At 43.1% G+C, this 19,165-nt stretch carries 20 protein-coding genes; 7 read left to right on the forward strand and 13 right to left on the reverse strand.

Translation table 11 applies throughout. The features are described 5' to 3' along the window. Positions 1 to 33: 33 nt before the first annotated feature. On the forward strand, positions 34 to 1,518 hold the full coding sequence (gene glpK, locus B9T26_RS07845) for a glycerol kinase GlpK (RefSeq protein ID WP_086199159.1): 1,485 nt from the start codon (positions 34 to 36) through the stop codon (positions 1,516 to 1,518). 402 nt (positions 1,519 to 1,920) lie between these two features. On the opposite strand, the gene B9T26_RS07850 is transcribed toward glpK, so the two are convergent. From B9T26_RS07850 to B9T26_RS07865, 3 genes are all read right to left on the reverse strand, one after another. After that, positions 1,921 to 3,453, reverse strand: coding sequence for a DHA2 family efflux MFS transporter permease subunit (locus tag B9T26_RS07850; protein ID WP_086199160.1), 1,533 nt, complete (start codon positions 3,451 to 3,453; stop codon positions 1,921 to 1,923). Positions 3,454 to 3,459: 6 nt separating this feature from the next. Beyond that, positions 3,460 to 4,611, reverse strand: a complete 1,152-nt coding sequence (locus tag B9T26_RS07855) for an HlyD family efflux transporter periplasmic adaptor subunit (protein WP_086199161.1) — start codon at positions 4,609 to 4,611, stop codon at positions 3,460 to 3,462. A 275-nt stretch (positions 4,612 to 4,886) separates the two neighbouring features. Beyond that, positions 4,887 to 5,384, reverse strand: a complete 498-nt coding sequence (locus B9T26_RS07865; RefSeq protein ID WP_086199163.1) for a thioesterase family protein — start codon at positions 5,382 to 5,384, stop codon at positions 4,887 to 4,889. Between the two features lie 108 nt (positions 5,385 to 5,492). Here B9T26_RS07865 and hemB point away from each other — a divergent pair, with 108 nt between their 5' ends. After that, positions 5,493 to 6,506: a porphobilinogen synthase gene (hemB, locus tag B9T26_RS07870; RefSeq protein ID WP_086199164.1), complete on the forward strand. Its 1,014-nt coding sequence runs from the start codon at positions 5,493 to 5,495 to the stop codon at positions 6,504 to 6,506. An 18-nt stretch (positions 6,507 to 6,524) separates the two neighbouring features. Then, positions 6,525 to 7,649 (forward strand): glycine oxidase ThiO, encoded by a 1,125-nt coding sequence (thiO, locus tag B9T26_RS07875; protein WP_086199165.1) that lies wholly within the window; start codon positions 6,525 to 6,527, stop codon positions 7,647 to 7,649. Here thiO and B9T26_RS07880 read toward each other — a convergent pair. The 5 genes from B9T26_RS07880 to B9T26_RS07895 all read right to left on the reverse strand — a co-directional run bounded on the left by B9T26_RS07880 (position 7,635) and on the right by B9T26_RS07895 (position 10,729). Beyond that, entirely contained in the window at positions 7,635 to 8,543 is a 909-nt protein-coding gene (locus tag B9T26_RS07880; protein WP_086199166.1) for a TIGR01777 family oxidoreductase, read from the reverse strand. The genes thiO and B9T26_RS07880 overlap by 15 nt on opposite strands. A gap of 84 nt (positions 8,544 to 8,627) precedes the next feature. Continuing rightward, positions 8,628 to 9,077, reverse strand: coding sequence for an ABZJ_00895 family protein (locus B9T26_RS07885; RefSeq protein ID WP_086199167.1), 450 nt, complete (start codon positions 9,075 to 9,077; stop codon positions 8,628 to 8,630). A gap of 117 nt (positions 9,078 to 9,194) precedes the next feature. After that, on the reverse strand, positions 9,195 to 9,326 hold the full coding sequence (locus tag B9T26_RS15885; protein WP_264754448.1) for a hypothetical protein: 132 nt from the start codon (positions 9,324 to 9,326) through the stop codon (positions 9,195 to 9,197). A 167-nt stretch (positions 9,327 to 9,493) separates the two neighbouring features. Further along, the gene (locus B9T26_RS07890) at positions 9,494 to 10,117 is read right to left on the reverse strand and encodes a LysE family translocator (protein ID WP_086199168.1); all 624 of its coding nucleotides are present in this window, start codon (positions 10,115 to 10,117) and stop codon (positions 9,494 to 9,496) included. Positions 10,118 to 10,537: 420 nt separating this feature from the next. Further along, positions 10,538 to 10,729 carry an NF038215 family lipoprotein gene (locus tag B9T26_RS07895; RefSeq protein WP_086199169.1) on the reverse strand — a complete coding sequence of 64 codons (192 nt, stop codon included), beginning with the start codon at positions 10,727 to 10,729 and terminating at the stop codon, positions 10,538 to 10,540. A 310-nt stretch (positions 10,730 to 11,039) separates the two neighbouring features. On the opposite strand from B9T26_RS07895, the gene B9T26_RS07900 reads away from it, so the two are divergent. Both B9T26_RS07900 and B9T26_RS07905 read left to right on the forward strand, forming a co-directional pair. Then, on the forward strand, positions 11,040 to 11,921 hold the full coding sequence (locus tag B9T26_RS07900) for a 1-aminocyclopropane-1-carboxylate deaminase/D-cysteine desulfhydrase (RefSeq protein ID WP_086199170.1): 882 nt from the start codon (positions 11,040 to 11,042) through the stop codon (positions 11,919 to 11,921). A 54-nt stretch (positions 11,922 to 11,975) separates the two neighbouring features. After that, entirely contained in the window at positions 11,976 to 13,175 is a 1,200-nt protein-coding gene (locus tag B9T26_RS07905; RefSeq protein WP_086199171.1) for an NAD(P)/FAD-dependent oxidoreductase, read from the forward strand. A 15-nt stretch (positions 13,176 to 13,190) separates the two neighbouring features. On the opposite strand, the gene B9T26_RS15665 is transcribed toward B9T26_RS07905, so the two are convergent. The 4 genes from B9T26_RS15665 to B9T26_RS07920 form a co-directional block, all read right to left on the reverse strand. Continuing rightward, positions 13,191 to 13,343 carry a hypothetical protein gene (locus tag B9T26_RS15665; RefSeq protein ID WP_171262957.1) on the reverse strand — a complete coding sequence of 51 codons (153 nt, stop codon included), beginning with the start codon at positions 13,341 to 13,343 and terminating at the stop codon, positions 13,191 to 13,193. 139 nt (positions 13,344 to 13,482) lie between these two features. Beyond that, positions 13,483 to 13,653, reverse strand: a complete 171-nt coding sequence (locus B9T26_RS15670) for a hypothetical protein (RefSeq protein ID WP_086199172.1) — start codon at positions 13,651 to 13,653, stop codon at positions 13,483 to 13,485. Between the two features lie 215 nt (positions 13,654 to 13,868). Then, positions 13,869 to 15,812: a mechanosensitive ion channel gene (locus tag B9T26_RS07915; RefSeq protein WP_086199173.1), complete on the reverse strand. Its 1,944-nt coding sequence runs from the start codon at positions 15,810 to 15,812 to the stop codon at positions 13,869 to 13,871. Between the two features lie 213 nt (positions 15,813 to 16,025). Continuing rightward, a complete protein-coding gene (locus B9T26_RS07920) occupies positions 16,026 to 16,373 on the reverse strand; it encodes a hypothetical protein (protein WP_086199174.1) in 348 nt (115 codons plus the stop codon). Positions 16,374 to 16,838: 465 nt separating this feature from the next. Between B9T26_RS07920 and B9T26_RS07925 the strand changes: the two genes are divergently transcribed. After that, positions 16,839 to 17,261 carry a hypothetical protein gene (locus B9T26_RS07925; protein ID WP_086199203.1) on the forward strand — a complete coding sequence of 141 codons (423 nt, stop codon included), beginning with the start codon at positions 16,839 to 16,841 and terminating at the stop codon, positions 17,259 to 17,261. A gap of 166 nt (positions 17,262 to 17,427) precedes the next feature. Here the strand turns inward: B9T26_RS07925 and B9T26_RS07930 are convergent, their stop codons facing one another. Continuing rightward, positions 17,428 to 18,189, reverse strand: a complete 762-nt coding sequence (locus B9T26_RS07930) for a ferredoxin--NADP reductase (RefSeq protein ID WP_086199175.1) — start codon at positions 18,187 to 18,189, stop codon at positions 17,428 to 17,430. An 85-nt stretch (positions 18,190 to 18,274) separates the two neighbouring features. Between B9T26_RS07930 and gigC the strand changes: the two genes are divergently transcribed. Continuing rightward, entirely contained in the window at positions 18,275 to 19,162 is an 888-nt protein-coding gene (gene gigC, locus B9T26_RS07935) for a LysR family transcriptional regulator GigC (protein WP_086199176.1), read from the forward strand. The last annotated feature ends 3 nt before the right edge of the window (positions 19,163 to 19,165 follow it).

The following is a 19,165-nucleotide window of genomic DNA, read 5'->3' on the forward strand; positions in this document are numbered from 1 at the left end:
TTTTATTTTTCAAGTCCTATAAAAGAAATAATTATGAGCTTTTTACTTGCACTCGATCAGGGAACCACCTCCAGCCGTGCGATTATCTTTAATGAACAAGGAAAAGTTCAGGCAACAGCTCAACGTGAAACGCATATTTCTACCCCACATTCAGGCTGGGTTGAACAGGATGCCCAGGAAATCTGGACTACACAAATTGCAGTTGTGCAGCAAGCCCTCGCCTCTGCCCGAATTCTTGCCAAAGACATCAAAGCCATTGGCCTGACCAACCAGCGTGAAACAACGGTAATCTGGGATAAGCGTAATGGGAAACCGCTTGCCCCGGCCATTATCTGGCAAGACCGTCGTGCAACTGAATGGTGCAACCAGCTCCTGCAACAAAATTTGCAAGCGACTATCCAGCAAAAAACCGGTTTACTGATCGACCCTTATTTCAGTGCCGGTAAATTGGTCTGGTTACTGGAAAATGTAGCTGGCTTAGGTGAACTTGCCGAACAGGGTCATGTGGCTTTTGGTACGGTCGATAGCTGGTTGATGTGGAATTTAACCCAAGGTACAGAACATGTCATTGAAGCCAGCAATGCTTCACGCACCATGCTGATGAATCTGCAAACTCAGTTCTGGGATGAAGAGCTGCTCGAGCTGTTTAATATTCCGCATTCGGTTTTGCCAAAAATTATTGCCTCGGATACTTATATTGCCGACACTGCCACAGGTTTATTGGGAGCCAATATCCCGATTATGGGGATTTTAGGTGATCAGCAATCTGCCCTTTTTGGCCAATCTTGCTTCGAAGTCGGTACGGCAAAAAACACCTATGGCACTGGCTGCTTTATGCTGTTTAATACCGGCCATCAAGTTCAATTTAGCCAAAATAAATTACTCAGTACACTGGCGTGGCAATGCCATGATCAAACCACTTATGCGCTGGAAGGCAGCGTGTTTATGGCGGGTGCCATCGTGCAATGGCTACGGGATGGTCTAGGCATTATTCAAAATAGCAGCGAAGTTGAAAAACTGGCCGGACAGGTGAATGATACCGATGGTGTGGTTCTGGTGCCGGCTTTTACCGGACTCGGCGCGCCACATTGGGACAGCGATGCCCGTGCCCTGCTCTGCGGGATGTCTCGCGGAACCAATAAAGCCCATATCGCCCGTGCAGCCTTGGAATCTATTGCGTTTCAGGTTTCCGATGTTTTAACCGCGATGCAATCCGACATTAGCCATCCTTTAAAAGAGTTACGCGTAGATGGTGGTGCCAGTCGCAATGACATGCTAATGCAATTCCAGGCCGATATACTCAATGTTCCGGTACTGCGTCCTAAAATGCTGGAATCGACTGCATGGGGCGCGGCGGCAATGGCAGGTTTAAAGGCAGGTGTATTTTCAAACTTGGATGAGATTGCGCAATCGTGGCAACTTGAACGAATATTTGAACCGCAGATGTCTGAAGATGAAAGACAAAGCCAGCTCAATAAATGGCAAACAGCACTGAAACGTGCCAAATCAGACTTATAAAATACGCTATAAAAAAACCGCTGAATGCAGTAATGCTGATCAGTTAAGGAGTTTCGAAATAGACTCTTTAGCTTTTTAGCAGTTAACGACGGAGTCTTACCGTTTTAAATCAAAGTTTTGCAGCTCATTTGTTACTTTGGTTTCGCCCAAATGAGAAGCACAGCTTCGCAAGAAAGGCATCTTGCGGAGTAATACTCCTCACCGCAAAACTCGTCAGCCACTATCAAGTAGCAAATTTATCGCAGAAACAATCATTTTTTAATGTAGTCCTGCCTCAAACAGTTGCGGATGACTTTTCCACATATCAACTACAGTCATGAATTTAAAAAAGAAAATACCAGTCAATTTCTTAACTGACTGGCATTAGCTGAATGCAGCGGTTTTTTATTTTAGAATTTTCGATTAATGTGCATGACCACCGCCACCTACACCCAGTTTTGGCCGTGGCGCGAGCCAGACAATCAATGCAGCAAAAACAAAGACCATCGCCAAAATTAAAAACACATGGTTGGCAGAAAGTGTTAGGGCTTCTTTATCTACCAGACTCGATATATAGCCCAGTGCACCTTCTGAACTCATACCCCTTTGCATCAAGGTATTTTGCACTTCATCTACATGCAAGTTGGATACCAGCTCACTACGTGCAACTTTGGTGTGATCATCCCATAAAGTTACCGCAATAGATGCTCCGATTGCCCCGGCCATGGTACGCAGGAAATTCATTAAGCCCGCAGCCGATGCCATTTCCTGTGGCTGCACCGAAGCCAATGCCATATTGGACAAAGGAATAAAGAAAAATGGTACAGCAAAGCCTTGCAAAATCTGCGGCCATGCCAGTGCCATAAAATCAGCATCGGTGGTCCAGAAAGCCCGCATTAAGGTCACTGCAGCCAAAAGACTTAAGCCAAAACTGGCTAAAATCCGCTGGTCATATTTGGTTGCCATTTTTGCCACAATCGGTGACATCAGCAAACTACCAAAGCCCATGGTCGCAGTGAGATAACCTGCCCAGGTTGCGGTATAACCCAGGTTAATTTGTACCCATTGTGGAATCAGCACAATACTGGAGAAGAACGCACCAAAGGCAAAGGCCAAAGACAGTACCGAGAAGGTAAAGCCGCGATATCTAAAAATCTGGATATTCACCACCGGATGGCGTTCGGTCAGTTCCCAAATAATAAACAGAATTAACCCGACGACAGTAATCACCGCCAGGACACAAATGAAGGTACTGTTAAACCAGTCATTTTCATGCCCAAGATCAAGCATTAACTGTAAGGCACCAATCCATAAAATTAGTAAAAACAGTCCAATGGTATCAATTCTGATTTTTGAAATTAACGTTTCCGCAGGTTTTAATAAGCGTAATGCGGCTACCGCACAGAAAATCCCGACTGGAATATTGATAAAGAAAATCCAGTGCCAGGACAAATTATCACTAATCGTACCGCCCAAAATCGGGCCAAGAATCGGTCCGACTACGGTAGTCATTGCCCACATACCCATGGCCTGAGATTGCTTTTCCGGAGGGAAAATACGCATCAACAAGGTTTGACTGAGCGGCATGATCGGCCCGCCAAATAGACCCTGTCCAATCCGGCAGAAGACCAGCATTTCCAGACTGGTGGATAATCCACACAAAATCGAAAACAGCGTAAAGCCAATCAGGCTGATCACAAACAGCCGCACCGCACCAAAACGCCCTGCCAGCCATCCGGTTAATGGAACACAAATCGCTTCTGCAACCGCATACGAAGTAATGACCCAAGTTCCCTGCGAACTGGAAACCGCCAGACTTCCGGTGATATGCGGCACGGAAACATTGGCAATGGTCATATCCAGCACCACCATAAAATTGGCCAAAGCCAACACAAAGGCAGCAAGGATCAGGCGCCCCCCTTTCAGGTCGCCGAATGGTACGTAATTATTATTCATAAGCCATTACTTCGAAGCGAGGTTAATTTTCGCTTCCATCGACAAGCCGACACGTAATGGATGTTCGGCCAACTCTTGAGGATCAAGTGCAATACGTACCGGTAAACGCTGAACCACTTTAATCCAGTTGCCGGTGGCATTTTGTGCAGGAATTAAAGCAAATGCAGAACCCGTTCCGCCTGAAAAGCCAACCACGGTGCCATGATATTCAACTGCATCACCATACAGGTCAGATACCAGTGTGGCCTTTTGACCGGCACGCACATCCTTTAGCTGGCTTTCTTTAAAGTTGGCATCGACATACAGTTTGGATACCGGAACCACCATCATCACCACGGAACCGGGCGCTACCCGTTGCCCGACCTGCACATTGCGGCGTGTGACCACGCCATCAAACGGTGCCTTGATTTCAGTGCGTTCCAGATCAAGCAATGCCTGTTTCAGTTTTGCCTGAGCAATCAATACATCTGGCGTTGAGGTTTCATTGCTGCCGCGAATTAGGGCTTCATTGGCTGCCAAGGTACTTTGTGCCGCTTTTTGACTGGATTGCGCCTGTGCCAATCCTGCCTTGGCCAAGTCCAGTCCCGCTTTGGCATTGTTTAAAGTGCTTTGAGCGGTACTGAGTTCTTCTTTGGAAATTGCACCCGATGCACTCAGCTGTGTACGGCGTGCCAAATCTTCCTGTGCTTTATTAAATTCTGCCTGAGCTTTAGCGACCTGGGCTTCGGCACTGTGAATACCATCATCACTGACAAAAACTTGTGAATTTAAGGCACTGCTATTGGCTTGGGTCTGCTTGTATTGACGCTTGGCTTTCATCAGTTCCGCTTCAGCCTGCGCCACGGCAATTTCTGCATCTCGATGATCCACCAGCAGTAGCACGTCGTCCTTTTTAACGGCTTGAGTGTCACTGACCAGAACTTGCTCAACCTGACCACTGACCATTGAAGTGACAGAAGCGGTTTCTGCACCGACATAGGCATTATCGGTGCTTACGGTGTGGTTAAAGAATAACGTCCAAATGGCATAGGCGATGGCAATGATCACCACAATAACGGCAAAAATGGTTAATGCCTTTTTGCGTTTGGTTTTTAATGCACCGTCTGTAATTGCTTCATCTTGTTTTGATTCTGGCAGGGTATTTTCAACATCTGTCATCGATTATTCCTAAATCCATCAGACTTGATCACTACACATCCTACTTGCAGGTAGAATTTACCGACAGGAAAACAATTGTTGTCATGCGATGATGTTGATGAGAAAGTCATTTGTGCTTTAATATTGACGACGCATTTTAATAACAAAAAATCATCATGCGATAATAAAAATGTAACTCATCAGTCTTTAAAAATGAATTCGGCACTGAATTTTCATTCAATGCCGAATAAACAGTTTAATGCTACTACTTTTAGCACCATGGCCTTAAAGCAAACTTAATAGGCATAAGAGGCAATTGCAGTCGCAATCGGCTTGTTTTCATTATTCACCAAGGTCATGCGCATGGTGCAGCCTTTACGACCTAAACGTAAAGTCTCGGCACGGGCAGTAAATGACTGGCCACGACCAGGTGCAAGATAATCGACCCGCATATCGACCGTGGCTAAACGGGAGACTTTTTTGATGGTTTCGGGTAAATCGTCAGGGTTGGCCTTTTTATACAGCTCTCCCATGGCCACAATACCGCCTACACTGTCTAAAATCGTCGCCGCCACACCACCATGCAAAATCTGGAAGGCGACATTGCCAATCATAAACGGCTGCATTTCGATATAGGCTTCAATCTGGTCATCCACAACCCGCATGGTCATGCCGTTATGCTGAAAAAAAGGAGATTTGTTAAAGGCCTTGCATAGCTGCATAAGTACCACATCAATATCAACTTTCGAGCCTAAGTGAATGTTACCAGTCCAATTTTTCTCTGCTTGCGTCATAGTCTGCCCGAATTACCTGGATTGAATAAAAAAATGAATACAGTCGCCCTAAACTCAAATTATGAGTCTACAATAGCGGCTAGTTTAATACTGATCATTGAGATTTTTATGACTTATACGTTCAATCGTCCAGCATTTCCCGCTACCCGCATGCGCCGTATTCGTAAAAATGACCAATTACGAGCCATGGTTCGTGAAACCCAGCTGACCACCGATCATCTCATTTACCCAGTATTCGTACTTCCGGGGCAAAATCAAACCCAAGATATTCCAAGTATGCCGAATGTTCAGCGTCTATCTGCTGATCTGCTGTTAAAAAAATCAGAACGTTTACTGGAACTGGGTGTTTCCAAGCTTGCATTATTCCCTGTCACGCCACAAGAAGACAAAAGTCTATCCGCTGAAGCCGCTTGGCGTGAAGACGGTCTGGTACAAAATACCGTTCGCCTTCTAAAAAAAGAATTGCCAGAAATGGTACTGATTACAGATGGTGCTTTAGACCCCTATACCACGCATGGTCAGGACGGCATCATTGATGATACCGGCTATGTGCTGAATGATGAAACTGTTGAATGCCTGATTAAACAGGCACTCAGTCATGCCGAAGCAGGTGCAGATGTGGTTGCACCGAGTGACATGATGGATGGCCGTATCGGTGCAATTCGTACTGCGCTCGAGGCCAATGGCCATATCTATACCAACATCATGGCCTACTCGGCGAAATATGCTTCCAGCTTTTATGGGCCTTTCCGTGATGCAGTCGGTTCATCGACTAACCTAAAAGGCGGCAACAAGTACAATTACCAGATGGATATCGGTAACCGCGCTGAAGCGCTGCATGAAATTGCACTGGATATTCAGGAAGGTGCAGACATGGTGATTGTTAAACCGGGTATGCCTTATCTCGACATCGTTCGTGAAGTAAAAGACAACTTTGGTGTGCCTACTTTTGTGTATCAAGTCAGTGGTGAATATGCCATGCTGGCTGGCGCCATTCAAAATGGCTGGCTATCTGACAGCGTAATCATTGAATCACTGATGAGTTGCCGCCGTGCCGGTGCAGATGGGATCTGGACTTATTTTGCCGAAGAAGCAGCGCTTAAATTGAAAGACATGAAATAAGGCTCAGTGGCGCAAGTGATGAAAATTGCCATCATTGGAGCAGGCATCAGTGGTTTGATGTCTGCACTAGAGCTTGTGGAACAAGGATGTTCCGTGACTATTTTCGATCAGCAGCAAGCCGGTAAAGCCGCTTCATGGGCAGGCGGTGGCATCCTCTCTCCCATGTATCCCTGGCGCTATCCATCAGCAGTCAATCAACTGGCTCAACATGGTAAGTCACTGTATTTAGAGTGGAATGAAAAGCTCAAGCCTGTTTCAGGCATTGATTTTGAAATTCATGAAACCGGTCTGCTGATTTTCGATGAGGCTGATTTTGAACGCGGTTTAAACTATGCCCAGCAATTTCAGGAACCGATGCAGCAATGTGAATATCTGCAACAGGAACAGCTCGAACAGCTTAATCCTTTTATTGCTCCCAAATTCCAGCATGCCATTTATTTCCCACAAATTGCCAATGTCAGAAATCCGCGTTTACTGCAATCCATCACGGCCTATTTAAAACAGCATCCCCAAGTCGAATTTATCGAACATTGCCCCATTGAACAGTTCAAAATTACAAATGGCCAGGTTCAGTCTGTACTTGCTCAAAATGGCAAAACTTATCAGGCAGATCAGTTTGTCATAACCACTGGCGCGTGGTCTCAGCACTGGTCAGAACAACTGGAACTGGAAATTCAGGTACACCCGGTTCAGGGCCAAATGGTGCTGTTTAAAACCCCTGAAAACTGGTTGCCAACCATGTGCATGAATGATGTGATGTATTTAATTCCACGTTTAGATGGCCATGTAGTCTGTGGTTCCAGCATGGCCAATTGTGGTTTTGATACCACACCCACAGCAGCAACCAAAGACAAGATTTTGCAAGCCTGTTTTGAAATGGTGCCTGAACTGGCCAATTTCCCGATCGAAAAACAATGGGCGGGTTTAAGACCGGGCTCCCCCACTGGTATTCCTTATATTGGAAAAATGCCGAATCTGGATAATCTCTGGGCCAACTTTGGGCATTTCCGTAATGGCTTATGTATGGGCCCCGCCTCTGCGCGATTGTTAAGACAACTGATGCTGCAACAACCCACGCTAGTCAATCCTGAACCTTATAGTGCTGCACGACTAAAACCCGAAACTGTTTTAACCGCTGACTAGAATATCCTGCAAGGCACTTTTTAAAGTCGGATAGTTAAACTCAAAACCGGCCTCTCGCAGGGCTTTGGACGATACATACTGACCATTCAACACCAACTGCGACTGTTCACCCAGCATCCATCGCAACACAAAACTGGGTAAACAAAAAAATGGTTTACGTTTCAGCATCTGTGCAGCAGTTTTGGCAAATAGCCCTTGTGAGACTTTTTCCGGTGCGACCACATTAAAAATCTGCCCGTATGTTTCATGCAGCATCAGAAATTCAATGGCACGCAGCACATCCTGCACATGTACCCAGACCACAGGTTGCCGCCCGTGGCCAATTCGCCCCACCAGATTGAGTTTTATTGGTAATAACATACGCGGCAGAATTCCGCCATTTCGGCCAAAAACAATGCCCAGACGAATAATCCTGGTTTGCTGCTGCGCGAAACTTAAGGCTGCATGTTCCCATAACTGGCACAGTTCTGACATAAAAATCGCTTGTGGCATCGACTGTTCGGTACAGATGGTGGACCATTGTTCCGTCGGATCAATGCCGTAATAGCCCACTGCAGAACCTGAAATGATCCGTTTTGGAAAAATCTGTCTCTTTTCCAAATAGCGATAAAGCTGATGCGTGGTTTCAACCCGGCTCTCAATCAATTGTTGCTTGCGGTTGGCTGTCCAGCGTGCATCGCCAATGCTTTCACCAGCCAAGTTGATGACATAATCAATCCTATCGGTTTTCAGTTCTTCTAAATGCTGAATCCAGGTGAGATCAGGATGCCGTGAAATCTTATTCTTCTGGCGGGTCAGCCCAATTACCGCATAATCACGCGCCAGTAAATAAGGCAGCAAATGCGAACCGATAAAACCGCTTCCGCCAGTGATCAAGACACATGCTTTTTGCATTTGATAAGCACTCGTGTTTTTCTTATCTATAGATCAAGCTCAGTACAAATTCAAGCGTACATCGGTTGAGCGCATGTTGACGCTTTATTCGCCAAACATTTTTTTGGCCATACGCTGTGCCTGTTTGCCATAAAACCAATAGGTCAAAAGATAAAGCGGGATGGCAATCAATAAAAGCATAATCAGCACAATACTCATAAATTGCGGATTTTTGAGATATAAAAGAAAATTCTGCCAAATTTCAGGATTTGCTTTGGCAAAAATCCCAATACCCAACAGTAAAAAGGCCAGGTTATAGCCCCAGAAAATTGCCGTGAATCCCAGAGTGATTTTTTTGCGTTCCTGATCGGTCGGTGCACGTCTCTGTTGCTTTAAAAACTTATACAGCACTAAAATCATTGCAGTTAAATAAGGCACGATGGTCAGAATTCCGCCCATGCCGGCTGGCAGTAAAGCAGCCAGTACGCCGCAGATACAGGTAAAAATAAAACAAAATAAAAAAAACCATAAAAAATATCGAGTTAATGACACGATGTACCTGCATAAACAACTTTTAGAGCTTCAGTATAAAAAAAAATGAGTTTTTTTTCATTTTATTGTCAACCAATCTGTAAAAGCCTGCGTTATATAGGGTACGAAGTTCATAAACCGTTAATTTGTACCGGCATCCACAATATTTTCGGTGAACTTTTCTAAAGCAATAAACTTAGTTTCAAGTTTTAGTGCGGAACAGCAGCCCAAGCTAAAACTTGCAACAGATTTTTTGGCCGACGATTTCATCATCACTCGAATCGTCGGTCTTTTATTTTGTAGAGTTTATTTTACCCTTGGTTCATCTTAGATAACATCTGCTCAATTTCAATTATAAATGTCTGGCTGACATCTCATCTCAGATCGACAAAAAATATTAAATGATTAAACAATCATTCTGTTTAAGCCAAAACCTGAAATCATTTCATTCCAAAAATCAACTTCAAGCCCAGTAAAGTCATGATTCCGCCTGCTGCACGGTCGAAACCGGCTTTAAATTTTAAATAAACACGGCGCGGCTTTTCTGCCGACAAAGCAACGGCTACCAGTGAACACCAGCCTGCATCAATAAAGAAGCACAGAATGGGTAACACAAAATAATAATAGGTCGGAATTTCTTTGGGTAAAAGTGCAGTAAAAATACTGGCCAAGACAATCGCAATTTTGGGGTTGGAAAGTTGGGTAATTAAGCCTGTGGTAAATGCACGGCGTAGTGACATTTGCGCTGCTGAATCATGGCCAGATTCAATTGGCTCTTTGGCATGTTTAATAATTTTATAAGCCATCCACAGTAGATATAAGCCACCACAGATTTTTAAAGCCAAATAGGCTGACGGCACTGCCAATAAAAATGCCTGTAATCCAAGCACGGCCAACAAGCCAAAAATGGCAGCCCCTGTACCTGTACCCAAAGCCGTAAACAAGCCGTGCCGACGTGAAATTGCAATTGAATTTTTAGCGACATAAATGGATGTCGGTCCAGGACTCATTGCACCTAACATCAAGGCAAATGCAATTGAACCCAAAATCCAAAATGATTCCACAGGTACACCTATTTAAATTAATTTCGCGGCAATTTTACAATTTAAAAAGCTGAATATCTCCCGGTATTTCACCTCTTTTTCACAATTTTACCGAATAATTTACTAAGCATTTACAAAATTGCCTATAAAATCACTAGCCAAGTGAATTAAATCCTTCATTTATTAGAAAATAGATGAGCATAGCTGCTGTAGAGCGAGCAATATTTGGGTCTGGAAAAGAGCGTATAGCTTGGAAAAAAGATAAGCATCGTTCGTCTGACATTTGCAGAATTAAATCCATTTCAGTGGCAGTCCACAAAACCGGAAAATAAAAATCAGGACATCATTTCGGCACAATAATTTATTGATGCATATAAATTTAGACCTGCCAGTTGGCAGGTCTATTTTGATTTAAAGTTCAGGATTAAAACTCGGCTCAGTTTATTCTTGAGCCACGGGCTGAATTTCACGCGCATTCAGCTGAGAAAGCCGATAATCTTGCTCATACACAGGAACACCACCAATAATCATGCTACGGACTTCGGTTTTCGGCTTGTTATAGTCATTTTTGGCATCGCAAGCAGTCATCAACAGCAACATGCATAGCGATAAACCTACGGATAGCGTCTTCATCACATATCCTCTTTTTCATCCTTGTTATATCTTTTAGATTAACACTAATGGATATTTTTCGATCATTTTTTTATATTTTTAATTCAATTCTTTAAGATATATTTACAAATAAATATCGCTAGTAAAATTTACCCTTCACAGAAATATCCATTCAAAATTTAATTCAATACACTGACTGATAAAAATTGAATATCTTGACTCTCGCCTGTCTGTCGCAATCTCCGTAGATACACGCGCTTAAGAAATAATAGTGCTATAGGCAAAAATATTTTGCGTACAATAGCTTTGAATATTCCAAGATCATGATGAAATGTTTGATCGTATTGCACAGTCAGTGGCTTACCAAAAACTTAATCTTGATACTACTGTATCAGTTACGATTAAGCGATTAGATCAAATTCATCCGCAAATTTCCGGCAATAAATTTTTTAAACTGAAATACAATTTTCTTGAGGCACAAAAACAAGGGGTAAATAAAGTCCTAACCTTTGGTGGGGCTTATTCCAATCATATTGCTGCAACGGCATATGCAGCGCATTTATTTGGTTTCAAAAGCGTGGGGATTATTCGCGGTGAAGAACTGGCAAGCAAAGCATTGAATCCGACTTTAGCCACAGCGCAGCAGTTTGGGATGCAACTGCATTTTGTCTCCCGGCAGCAATATCGTGAAAAGACCAGCCCTGTATTTCTTGAGCAACTACAACAACACTATCCAGAGCATTACCGCATTCCCGAAGGCGGAACCAATCCCCTTGCAATTCAAGGCTGCAAGGAAATTTTAACCGTCGAAGACAGGCAAAATTATGATGTGATCTGCTGTGCCGTTGGAACAGGCGGAACGATGACAGGAATTATTGAAGCAAGTTCAGCACATCAAAAGGTTCTGGGTTTTTCAGCCTTAAAAGGTGATTTTTTACAGCGCGATATACAACAATGGACGACCAAGAAAAACTGGCAAATGACCGATGCTTATTGCTGTGGAGGTTATGCCAAGACCACGCCAGCGCTGTTACAGTTTATACAGTCTTTTGAAAATCAGCATCATCTCCCATTGGAACAGGTCTACACCGCTAAAATGATGTATGGATTGATGGATTTAATTGGCCAAAACCATTTCCCGGCAGGCAGCCGCATTTTGGTCATTCATACTGGCGGCCTGCAAGGTCGGCACATAGATGCAGATCGATCCTGAAATTGAGCGCAAAATTGTCTATAATGCCCTGCTTTTATCTCCCGCAGGTTGCTCATGTCTACAAATCAGTATGATGTCATTGTTTTAGGTGCAGGTGCATCAGGTCTGATGTTGGCATTTATGGCAGCACAGCGTGGCCGTAAGGTATTGGTGCTGGAAAAAGCCAACAAGGTAGGTAAAAAAATCCTGATGTCGGGTGGTGGTAAATGTAATTTTACCAACCTGTATGTAGAGCCTGAAAACTACATTTCGCATAATCCGCACTTCGTGATTTCTGCGCTTAGCCGTTATACCAACTGGGACTTTATTGGTCTGGTTTGCGAACACGGTATTGAATACGAAGAACGAAAACACGGGCAGCTCTTTACCTTAAACGGTGCCAAGGAAATTTTGGCCATGTTGTTAAAAGAATGCGAGAAAACCGGTTTGGTCGAAATTAAAACCAGCTGTGAAGTCAAAGCAGTAACAGCGGTTGCAGATCAGGGCTTTCAAGTCGCAACGACTCTCGGCTATTTTCAGGCTGAATCGGTGGTTGTGGCGAGCGGTGGTTTATCTGTTCCTACGCTGGGTGGTTCAGGGATCGGTTATGAAATTGCCAAACAGTTTGGCCATCATGTTCATGCTACCCGTGCCGGCTTGGTGCCCTTTACTTTTAGCGACCAGTTCAAAGAAGTGACCACACGTTTAAGTGGTAATGCAGTCGATGCCACCCTATCCAATGATTTAAACAGTTTTACTGAAGCCTTGCTGTTTACCCATCGTGGTTTAAGTGGCCCAAGTTCGCTGCAACTGTCCAACTACTGGAATGTTGGTCAAAGCTTTCATATCAACTTCCTGCCTTACCTGGATCTGGTGGATTTCTTTAAAACCAAAAAAGCCAGCCAGCCTAAAGTATTACTGCGTACCTTGTTAAATGAGCATCTGCCTAAAAGTGTGGTGCTGGAACTGCAAAATTTAATCTGGACAGAGTCTGCCGATATGGCAATTGGTAATTTAAGTGATGAAAAGTTAGAACAGATTGCCAAGCGTCTGCATCAGTTTGAAGTGAAACCTTCAGGCACTGAAGGCTACCGTACTGCAGAAGTGACTTTGGGTGGTGTCGATACCACAGAAGTTTCATCCAAAACAATGGAAAGCAAGAAGCAGCAAGGCTTGTACTTTGTCGGTGAAGTGCTGGACGTGTCTGGTCATTTAGGTGGTTTTAATTTTCAATGGGCATGGGCGTCTGCACATGCCGCATCGCAATATGTTTAATTCATTCGCACTGAATTATTCTAAATAATCGGTACGTAAAATTTCAATATTCTGTTTCTGCTGCATACGCACAATTGCTTGATTCATCTTTGCAACTGCTTGTGTATGTTGGCAGTCTTGTTGGAATGTTTGACCAAATAAATCAAAAAACTTCTTAACTAACATCATAATTTCCCCTCAATAATTATTTATACGTCCTAGTATAGAATGATGAATATTTCCAAAATATTAAAACTAAGTCTTTATATTCTATAAATATTGCAATTATATTTAGCATAATACATGCCAACAATCGAGCATTTATTGATTATTTTTCATCTGAATTTTCAGCTAAATTTCCTTGATATTCTTGGCTTCTCTCTTGAGGCTCAGCTTTAGATTTGGCAAATACAAATTTATAGGCACTAATAAAGAATCCCGCCGTAATGCCTGCAATCACAATTGGTGCAAGAAACTTGTTCGGTTCTCTTTTACTCATTTAAATCTCCTGTATGGATTAGGATCTGTTAATAATTTTTTTATAGTTGCAACGCTGTATATTTTTTAACTGATATCAGGCTCTAAATTGAAAATTTAGTCCTGCTAACTGACTGCTTCATAATGAGGAGCAACAAAAAAATATGCTCCTCCCTTGTGCACAAACAAAGCTGCGCTTTGCTTGTGCTCATGTGGCTGATTTTCTGATTCTAGCGATTATTTTTTATCATCGCTGGAGCCAGAATTATTTTGACCTTTGTCATTATTGATATCGACATCGGATTCTTTTTCACCAGTAGATCCAAAAGGATTATTTACTGGCGGATGTTTTGGATCAACGCGGATGGAATCAGGAACACTCTGATCTGGATCCGGTTTTTGTGCATCTTGCGGTGCCGTAGTTAATGAAGCAGGAGTTGCATTGGATAAATCAGGAATGAGCGTTTCTTTCTGATCTGAGATTGGGTGTGGACTCGCCGCTACTGGTTTGTTAGAACCAGAAGTTACGGGTGCTCCTCCATCCATTTCCAGTTCAGAAGATTTATCTACTGAAGGATCGGAACCTGTATTTTCCCCTGATGTGCCATGTGCAGTAAATGCTTGTGCAGCATGGGCAGAGACTGAGTTTGAATCCTGCTCTGAAGTGATTCGATCCGAATTTTCCGTATGCAAAGGATTAGGTTCCTTCGCATCTTTTTTGCATTTATCAATTAAGTCATTCAGCACCTGTTCTGCAGGCTGACGTCCACCCAGACCAAAGGCTAAAGCAAAGGCAACGGCAACCGCGCCCAGTGTTAGACCAAAGGCCAGATTAACAATGGAGTCGGCAATACCCATTGCACGCAAGCCCATGGCAATTACCAGACCCATAATTAAGATACGAACCAGATTGGCCAGCCAGCGTGAACTGTTGTATTCGCCCCGTCCAATCACTTGTGCCACCAGATTGGCCAGCCAGAAGCCGATCATCAGAATGACTGCACCCAATAGAATATTGGCACCAAACTGGATAAACATCGAAATTAGTGCGCTGATTTGTTCAAAACCTAATCGGTTTGCAGCTTCAGATACTGCAAACAGCATGGTAAAGAACACAATCAGGTAACCAATAATTGTAGAAACCTTGGTTTCACCCAGGAAGCGCTGTGCATCCATTTTGGCCGGAATTTCATCTACCCCGGTTCCAGAAACGACATCGACCACCAGACTGGCAACGAAACGGGAAACCACATAAGCAAGAATCAGGATCAAGCCAGCTGCAATAATATGCGGAATGGCGTTCATGATTTCATACAGCATGGCTGTGGCTGGCTGCGAAATTGCCGCAATACCCAAAGCTTCGAATGCAATGATTAAAGCGGTAATGATGATGACTGCGAAGATGAATGAACCGAGTACTTGGGGCAAATTGGAATTTTTAAACATCCCGATTTTTTGTGCCTGCTGTTGCAGGTTCAGACTGCGAACCAGGCCTTCAACTATACCGCGCACGATTTTTGCCAGAATATAGCCAACAAATACAATTACACCGGCAATGAAGATATTCGGCAAGAATGAAACAACTTCATTCACCATGTTCTGTACAGGGAACAATAATCCGTTCAAACCCAGAATAGCCAGTACAATAGGCAAGAACAGTAATAAAATCAGCCAGTAGACAATATCACTAATATTCTGGCTAATTGGGCTTACCCCCACATCCGCACTGAGTTTTTCATCCAGCTGAGTACGGTGGAGCAGTTTTTGCAATCCCATCTTGACCAGATTTGCGACAATCCAGCCCACAAAGCCAACAGCTATTGCTGCAATCAGTTGAGGGATAAACAACAGGATCTGTTGTAGCATGTTGCTAAACGGCCCACTCACACCAGTGAGGTTCAGTACATTTAAAGCACCAATGATCGCAATGATCATGACCACCCAAAACACAATCCGGGAGACAATATTTTCAACATTGGAATGGTGTCCGGTGGCTCCGGAAAGTCGGCGGTTGGTTTCCAGTTTTTCTAAAACTTTTTTAATGCCTGCTGCAATAATCAGAGCCAGAATCCAGCCTATCAATAAAATAGCGACGGCAGCTAAAATGGGATGAAATTGATTCCAGTAATACATGGCATCGAATTCACCGCCTCTAGGGCCTCCAGAAAAATATTCATTCATACGGTTATTCCTCTTGTTATTACTTATTGATGTTCTGATGAATCGGGGGTTATTTAGAGTGTGCTCAACCTGAAATGAGGGCATTAAAAACACATTAAATTTCGATGATTTTTTATTCAACACGAACCAGCATAAATACAACAAAAGCGCACATTAGAATGCACAAAAGCCCTAATCCTCACAGATTAGGGCTTTAAAATAATGTTTGAATCACTATTGATTCTTGTTACTCGTACCTACACCAACATTATCGGCAGCCTCTCCTATTGCACTTTTTTCACCGGCTTCTGCTACAGTATCCGCATCGGTAGCAACGGCTTCATCGTTTGCCGTTGCAGTACCCGTAGTGGTCGTATTATTTGGCGTTGCAGGTTGGGCAGTAGGTTCAGGATGTCCTGGAGGTGCATCCTCTGCGGTGGGTTTATTATCCGCAAACATGTAAACCAGTACGGCAATGAAGAACACACCCACAAGAACTAAAATATAAACTGGCAAACGTTTCTTTTGAGATTTTTCTTCTGCGCTAGTAACATGAGGTGGTTTGTTAAAATCATGTGTCATGTTTTTCCCCTCTTTTTATCTAGTTTCCGTATTTTTATATTAACAATATCTGCTGATGGGTTATGTATAAAAGCATAGTGACATGGTGAATACATGTAAATTTTACTTAAAAAACAGTGGATGGCGAAAATAGCCTTTTAAATCGTTTTAGCACTAAAAACAGTTTAGCCATTTGATTTTAACTCATTCCAGAGCTCATTTAATTACTGCTATTACTGTTTTCATGACGGTCTAAGGGATTTTCTATTACACTTTTTTTATATTAGGCATAATGAATTGTTAGGTCATTTAAGTCCCGGTAAATTTTAAAAAACCCGAAAAAGTAATTTAAGTTACAGTTTTAAAATAAGTAAATTAACGGTCTTTTAATCGTGGTCAGTTTAACAAGATGATGTCTGCTTGAGGTGCTGAAAAATCCAAAATGAGCTATAATTACGCACCTTGTTTTTCATGCTGCTTAATTTTATGGCGTATCGTCAGCAATCTGTAACGCTTGATCTGGACACTGATGTCACCCATCAATGTGGCTTGCATTACACACGTGATGAACATCTGATTGGTATTATTGAATTTAATAAACCAAGTTACATACTTAAATGGGGTGATCTGGAATATTTCCGCCGTCGTACCGAAGAATTTTCAGTGATGCCTTTTCCTGAATGCATCAATGCCATGGTGATCGACATTCGTAATATTGCGCCTTTTTTAGACAATGAAGTGCCGATTATTCCTTGGCGCTTGCTGGAAGAAGAATGTCCGATCCGTCTGGTGGTTCCACAAGACCGTCTGGAGCATTATGCGGGCGTATTTGAACCGACCTGGCTGACCAGCGATGTAGAAACGGCCATTCAAGAAATTCGTGAATATATTGATATGTTTGTGCATTAAAAGATGAACAATAAAAAACCTCCAATGTGGAGGTTTTTTTGTATCTGTAAAAAGCCCCTCCTTTATTAAAGGAGGGGTTTGGGGAGGATTCAAAGATTCGAGAAGAATTTTATAATTTTAATCCCTCCCAACCTCCTTTTTTTAAAGGGAGGAGTACTGAAGGTACTTACCAATAATTCTCTACTGCAATATTGCCTTCACCACGACGGTTCATCTTCAGACCACGTGCTTTCAATGCTTCTTTGGTATCTTCCACCATTTGCGGATTACCACACAACATTACGTGACTAGTTTCAACATTAAATTGTAAGCCGACTGCTTTTTCTAATTCCCCATTTTCAATCAGCACCGGCAAGCGGTCATGTAACGCTGCATTGGGATCTCGGGTGATAATCGGTACGAATTGAAAGCCGCTATGCCCTTCACCAAATGTTTCTGCAATTTCCTGAATACGCTCTACATAAGCCAGTTCAGATTCTGTTCTTACACTATAGACCAAGTGGATATTTTTATATTTAGACCAGGTTTCAAAGTCTTGTAGCATGGAAATAAACGGGGCCAAGCCTGTACCTGTAGCCAATAGCCATAAATCCTGCGGCAAAGGCAGTTGATAACGTGCCAGGGTTAAAAAGCCATAGGGAATTTTTTCCAAGTACAGCTCATCACCGACTTTGAGATGTTGCAAATTCGAGGTAAAAGCGCCTTCTGGCACCACAATTGAGAAAAATTCCAGCGTTTCATCAAACGGTGATGACACTACAGAATAAGCCCGAACCACCAGCTCATCACCCACTTTTAAGCCAATACGTGCAAATTGCCCTGCGGTAAATTTGAAATGCGCAGGACGTGTCATGGTAAAACTGAATAAATTATTGGTCCAACGGTGTACAGATAAAACTTTTTCTAAGCTAAATTTTTCAATTGACATGATTTCAACGTGGCATGAAAGACTGTGCTCATGGTAGCATGACCACATAATTTATTAATATTTTTTAAATGTTAAGGCTCTATTCATGCGCATGACTTTACGCCAGTTGGCTGTTTTTGTAGCAGTCGCACAAGAAGGCACAGTAACCAAGGCCAGTGATGCCGTCAAGCTCACGCAAAGTGCTGCAAGTATGGCTTTAGCAGACTTGGAAGATGGCTTGGGTGCTCCACTGTTTGACCGTCTCGGTAAACGTCTACAACTCAATGATTTAGGCCGTTTTTTACTTCCGCAAGCGCTGGAAATTTTAGGTCGTTGCGACGCTTTTGAACAGGCTGCTAAAGGTGAATTGCAAAGTATTGACCTGCGTTTGGGGGCAACCTTAACCATTAGTGATTATCTGATGCCCGACCTGATGGCAGACTTTCTACAGATCCAGCCGCAAGCACATTTGCAGCTGCAAGTGGGTAATACCCGCCAGATGATTGAAGCCGTAAATCAGTTCCAGCTTGATTTGGCCCTAATTGAAGGTTCATGTCATCTGCCCCAATTACAGTGTATCCACTGGCGTGACGATGAGCTTGCAGTGTGTTGTGCACCAAATCATCCGCTGGCGCAACTTGGACGTCCATTAACCTCTGCGGACTTCGAGGCAGTAGGTGTAGAGTGGATTTTACGTGAAGAGGGCTCAGGTACCCGTGAAGTCTTTGATAATGCAATTCTTAAAGATTTACCGGATGCCAATATCCGTTTAACTCTGGGTCATAATGAAGCGATTCTGAAAATTGTGGCTGGCGGCATTGGAATGTCCTGTATTTCTAAACTCGCTATTGAACCTTTACTTGAAAAAGGTCAGTTGGTCATTTTAGAAACTCCGTTCTGGCAACTGACCCGTCCTTTATTTATGCTGGTGCATCGTCAAAAATATCAGGGCCCGGGTTTAAAAGCCTTTATGAAATTCTGTGAAGATAAATAATCT

The organism is Acinetobacter sp. ANC 4169, from assembly GCF_002135355.1.
GTDB lineage: Bacteria > Pseudomonadota > Gammaproteobacteria > Pseudomonadales > Moraxellaceae > Acinetobacter.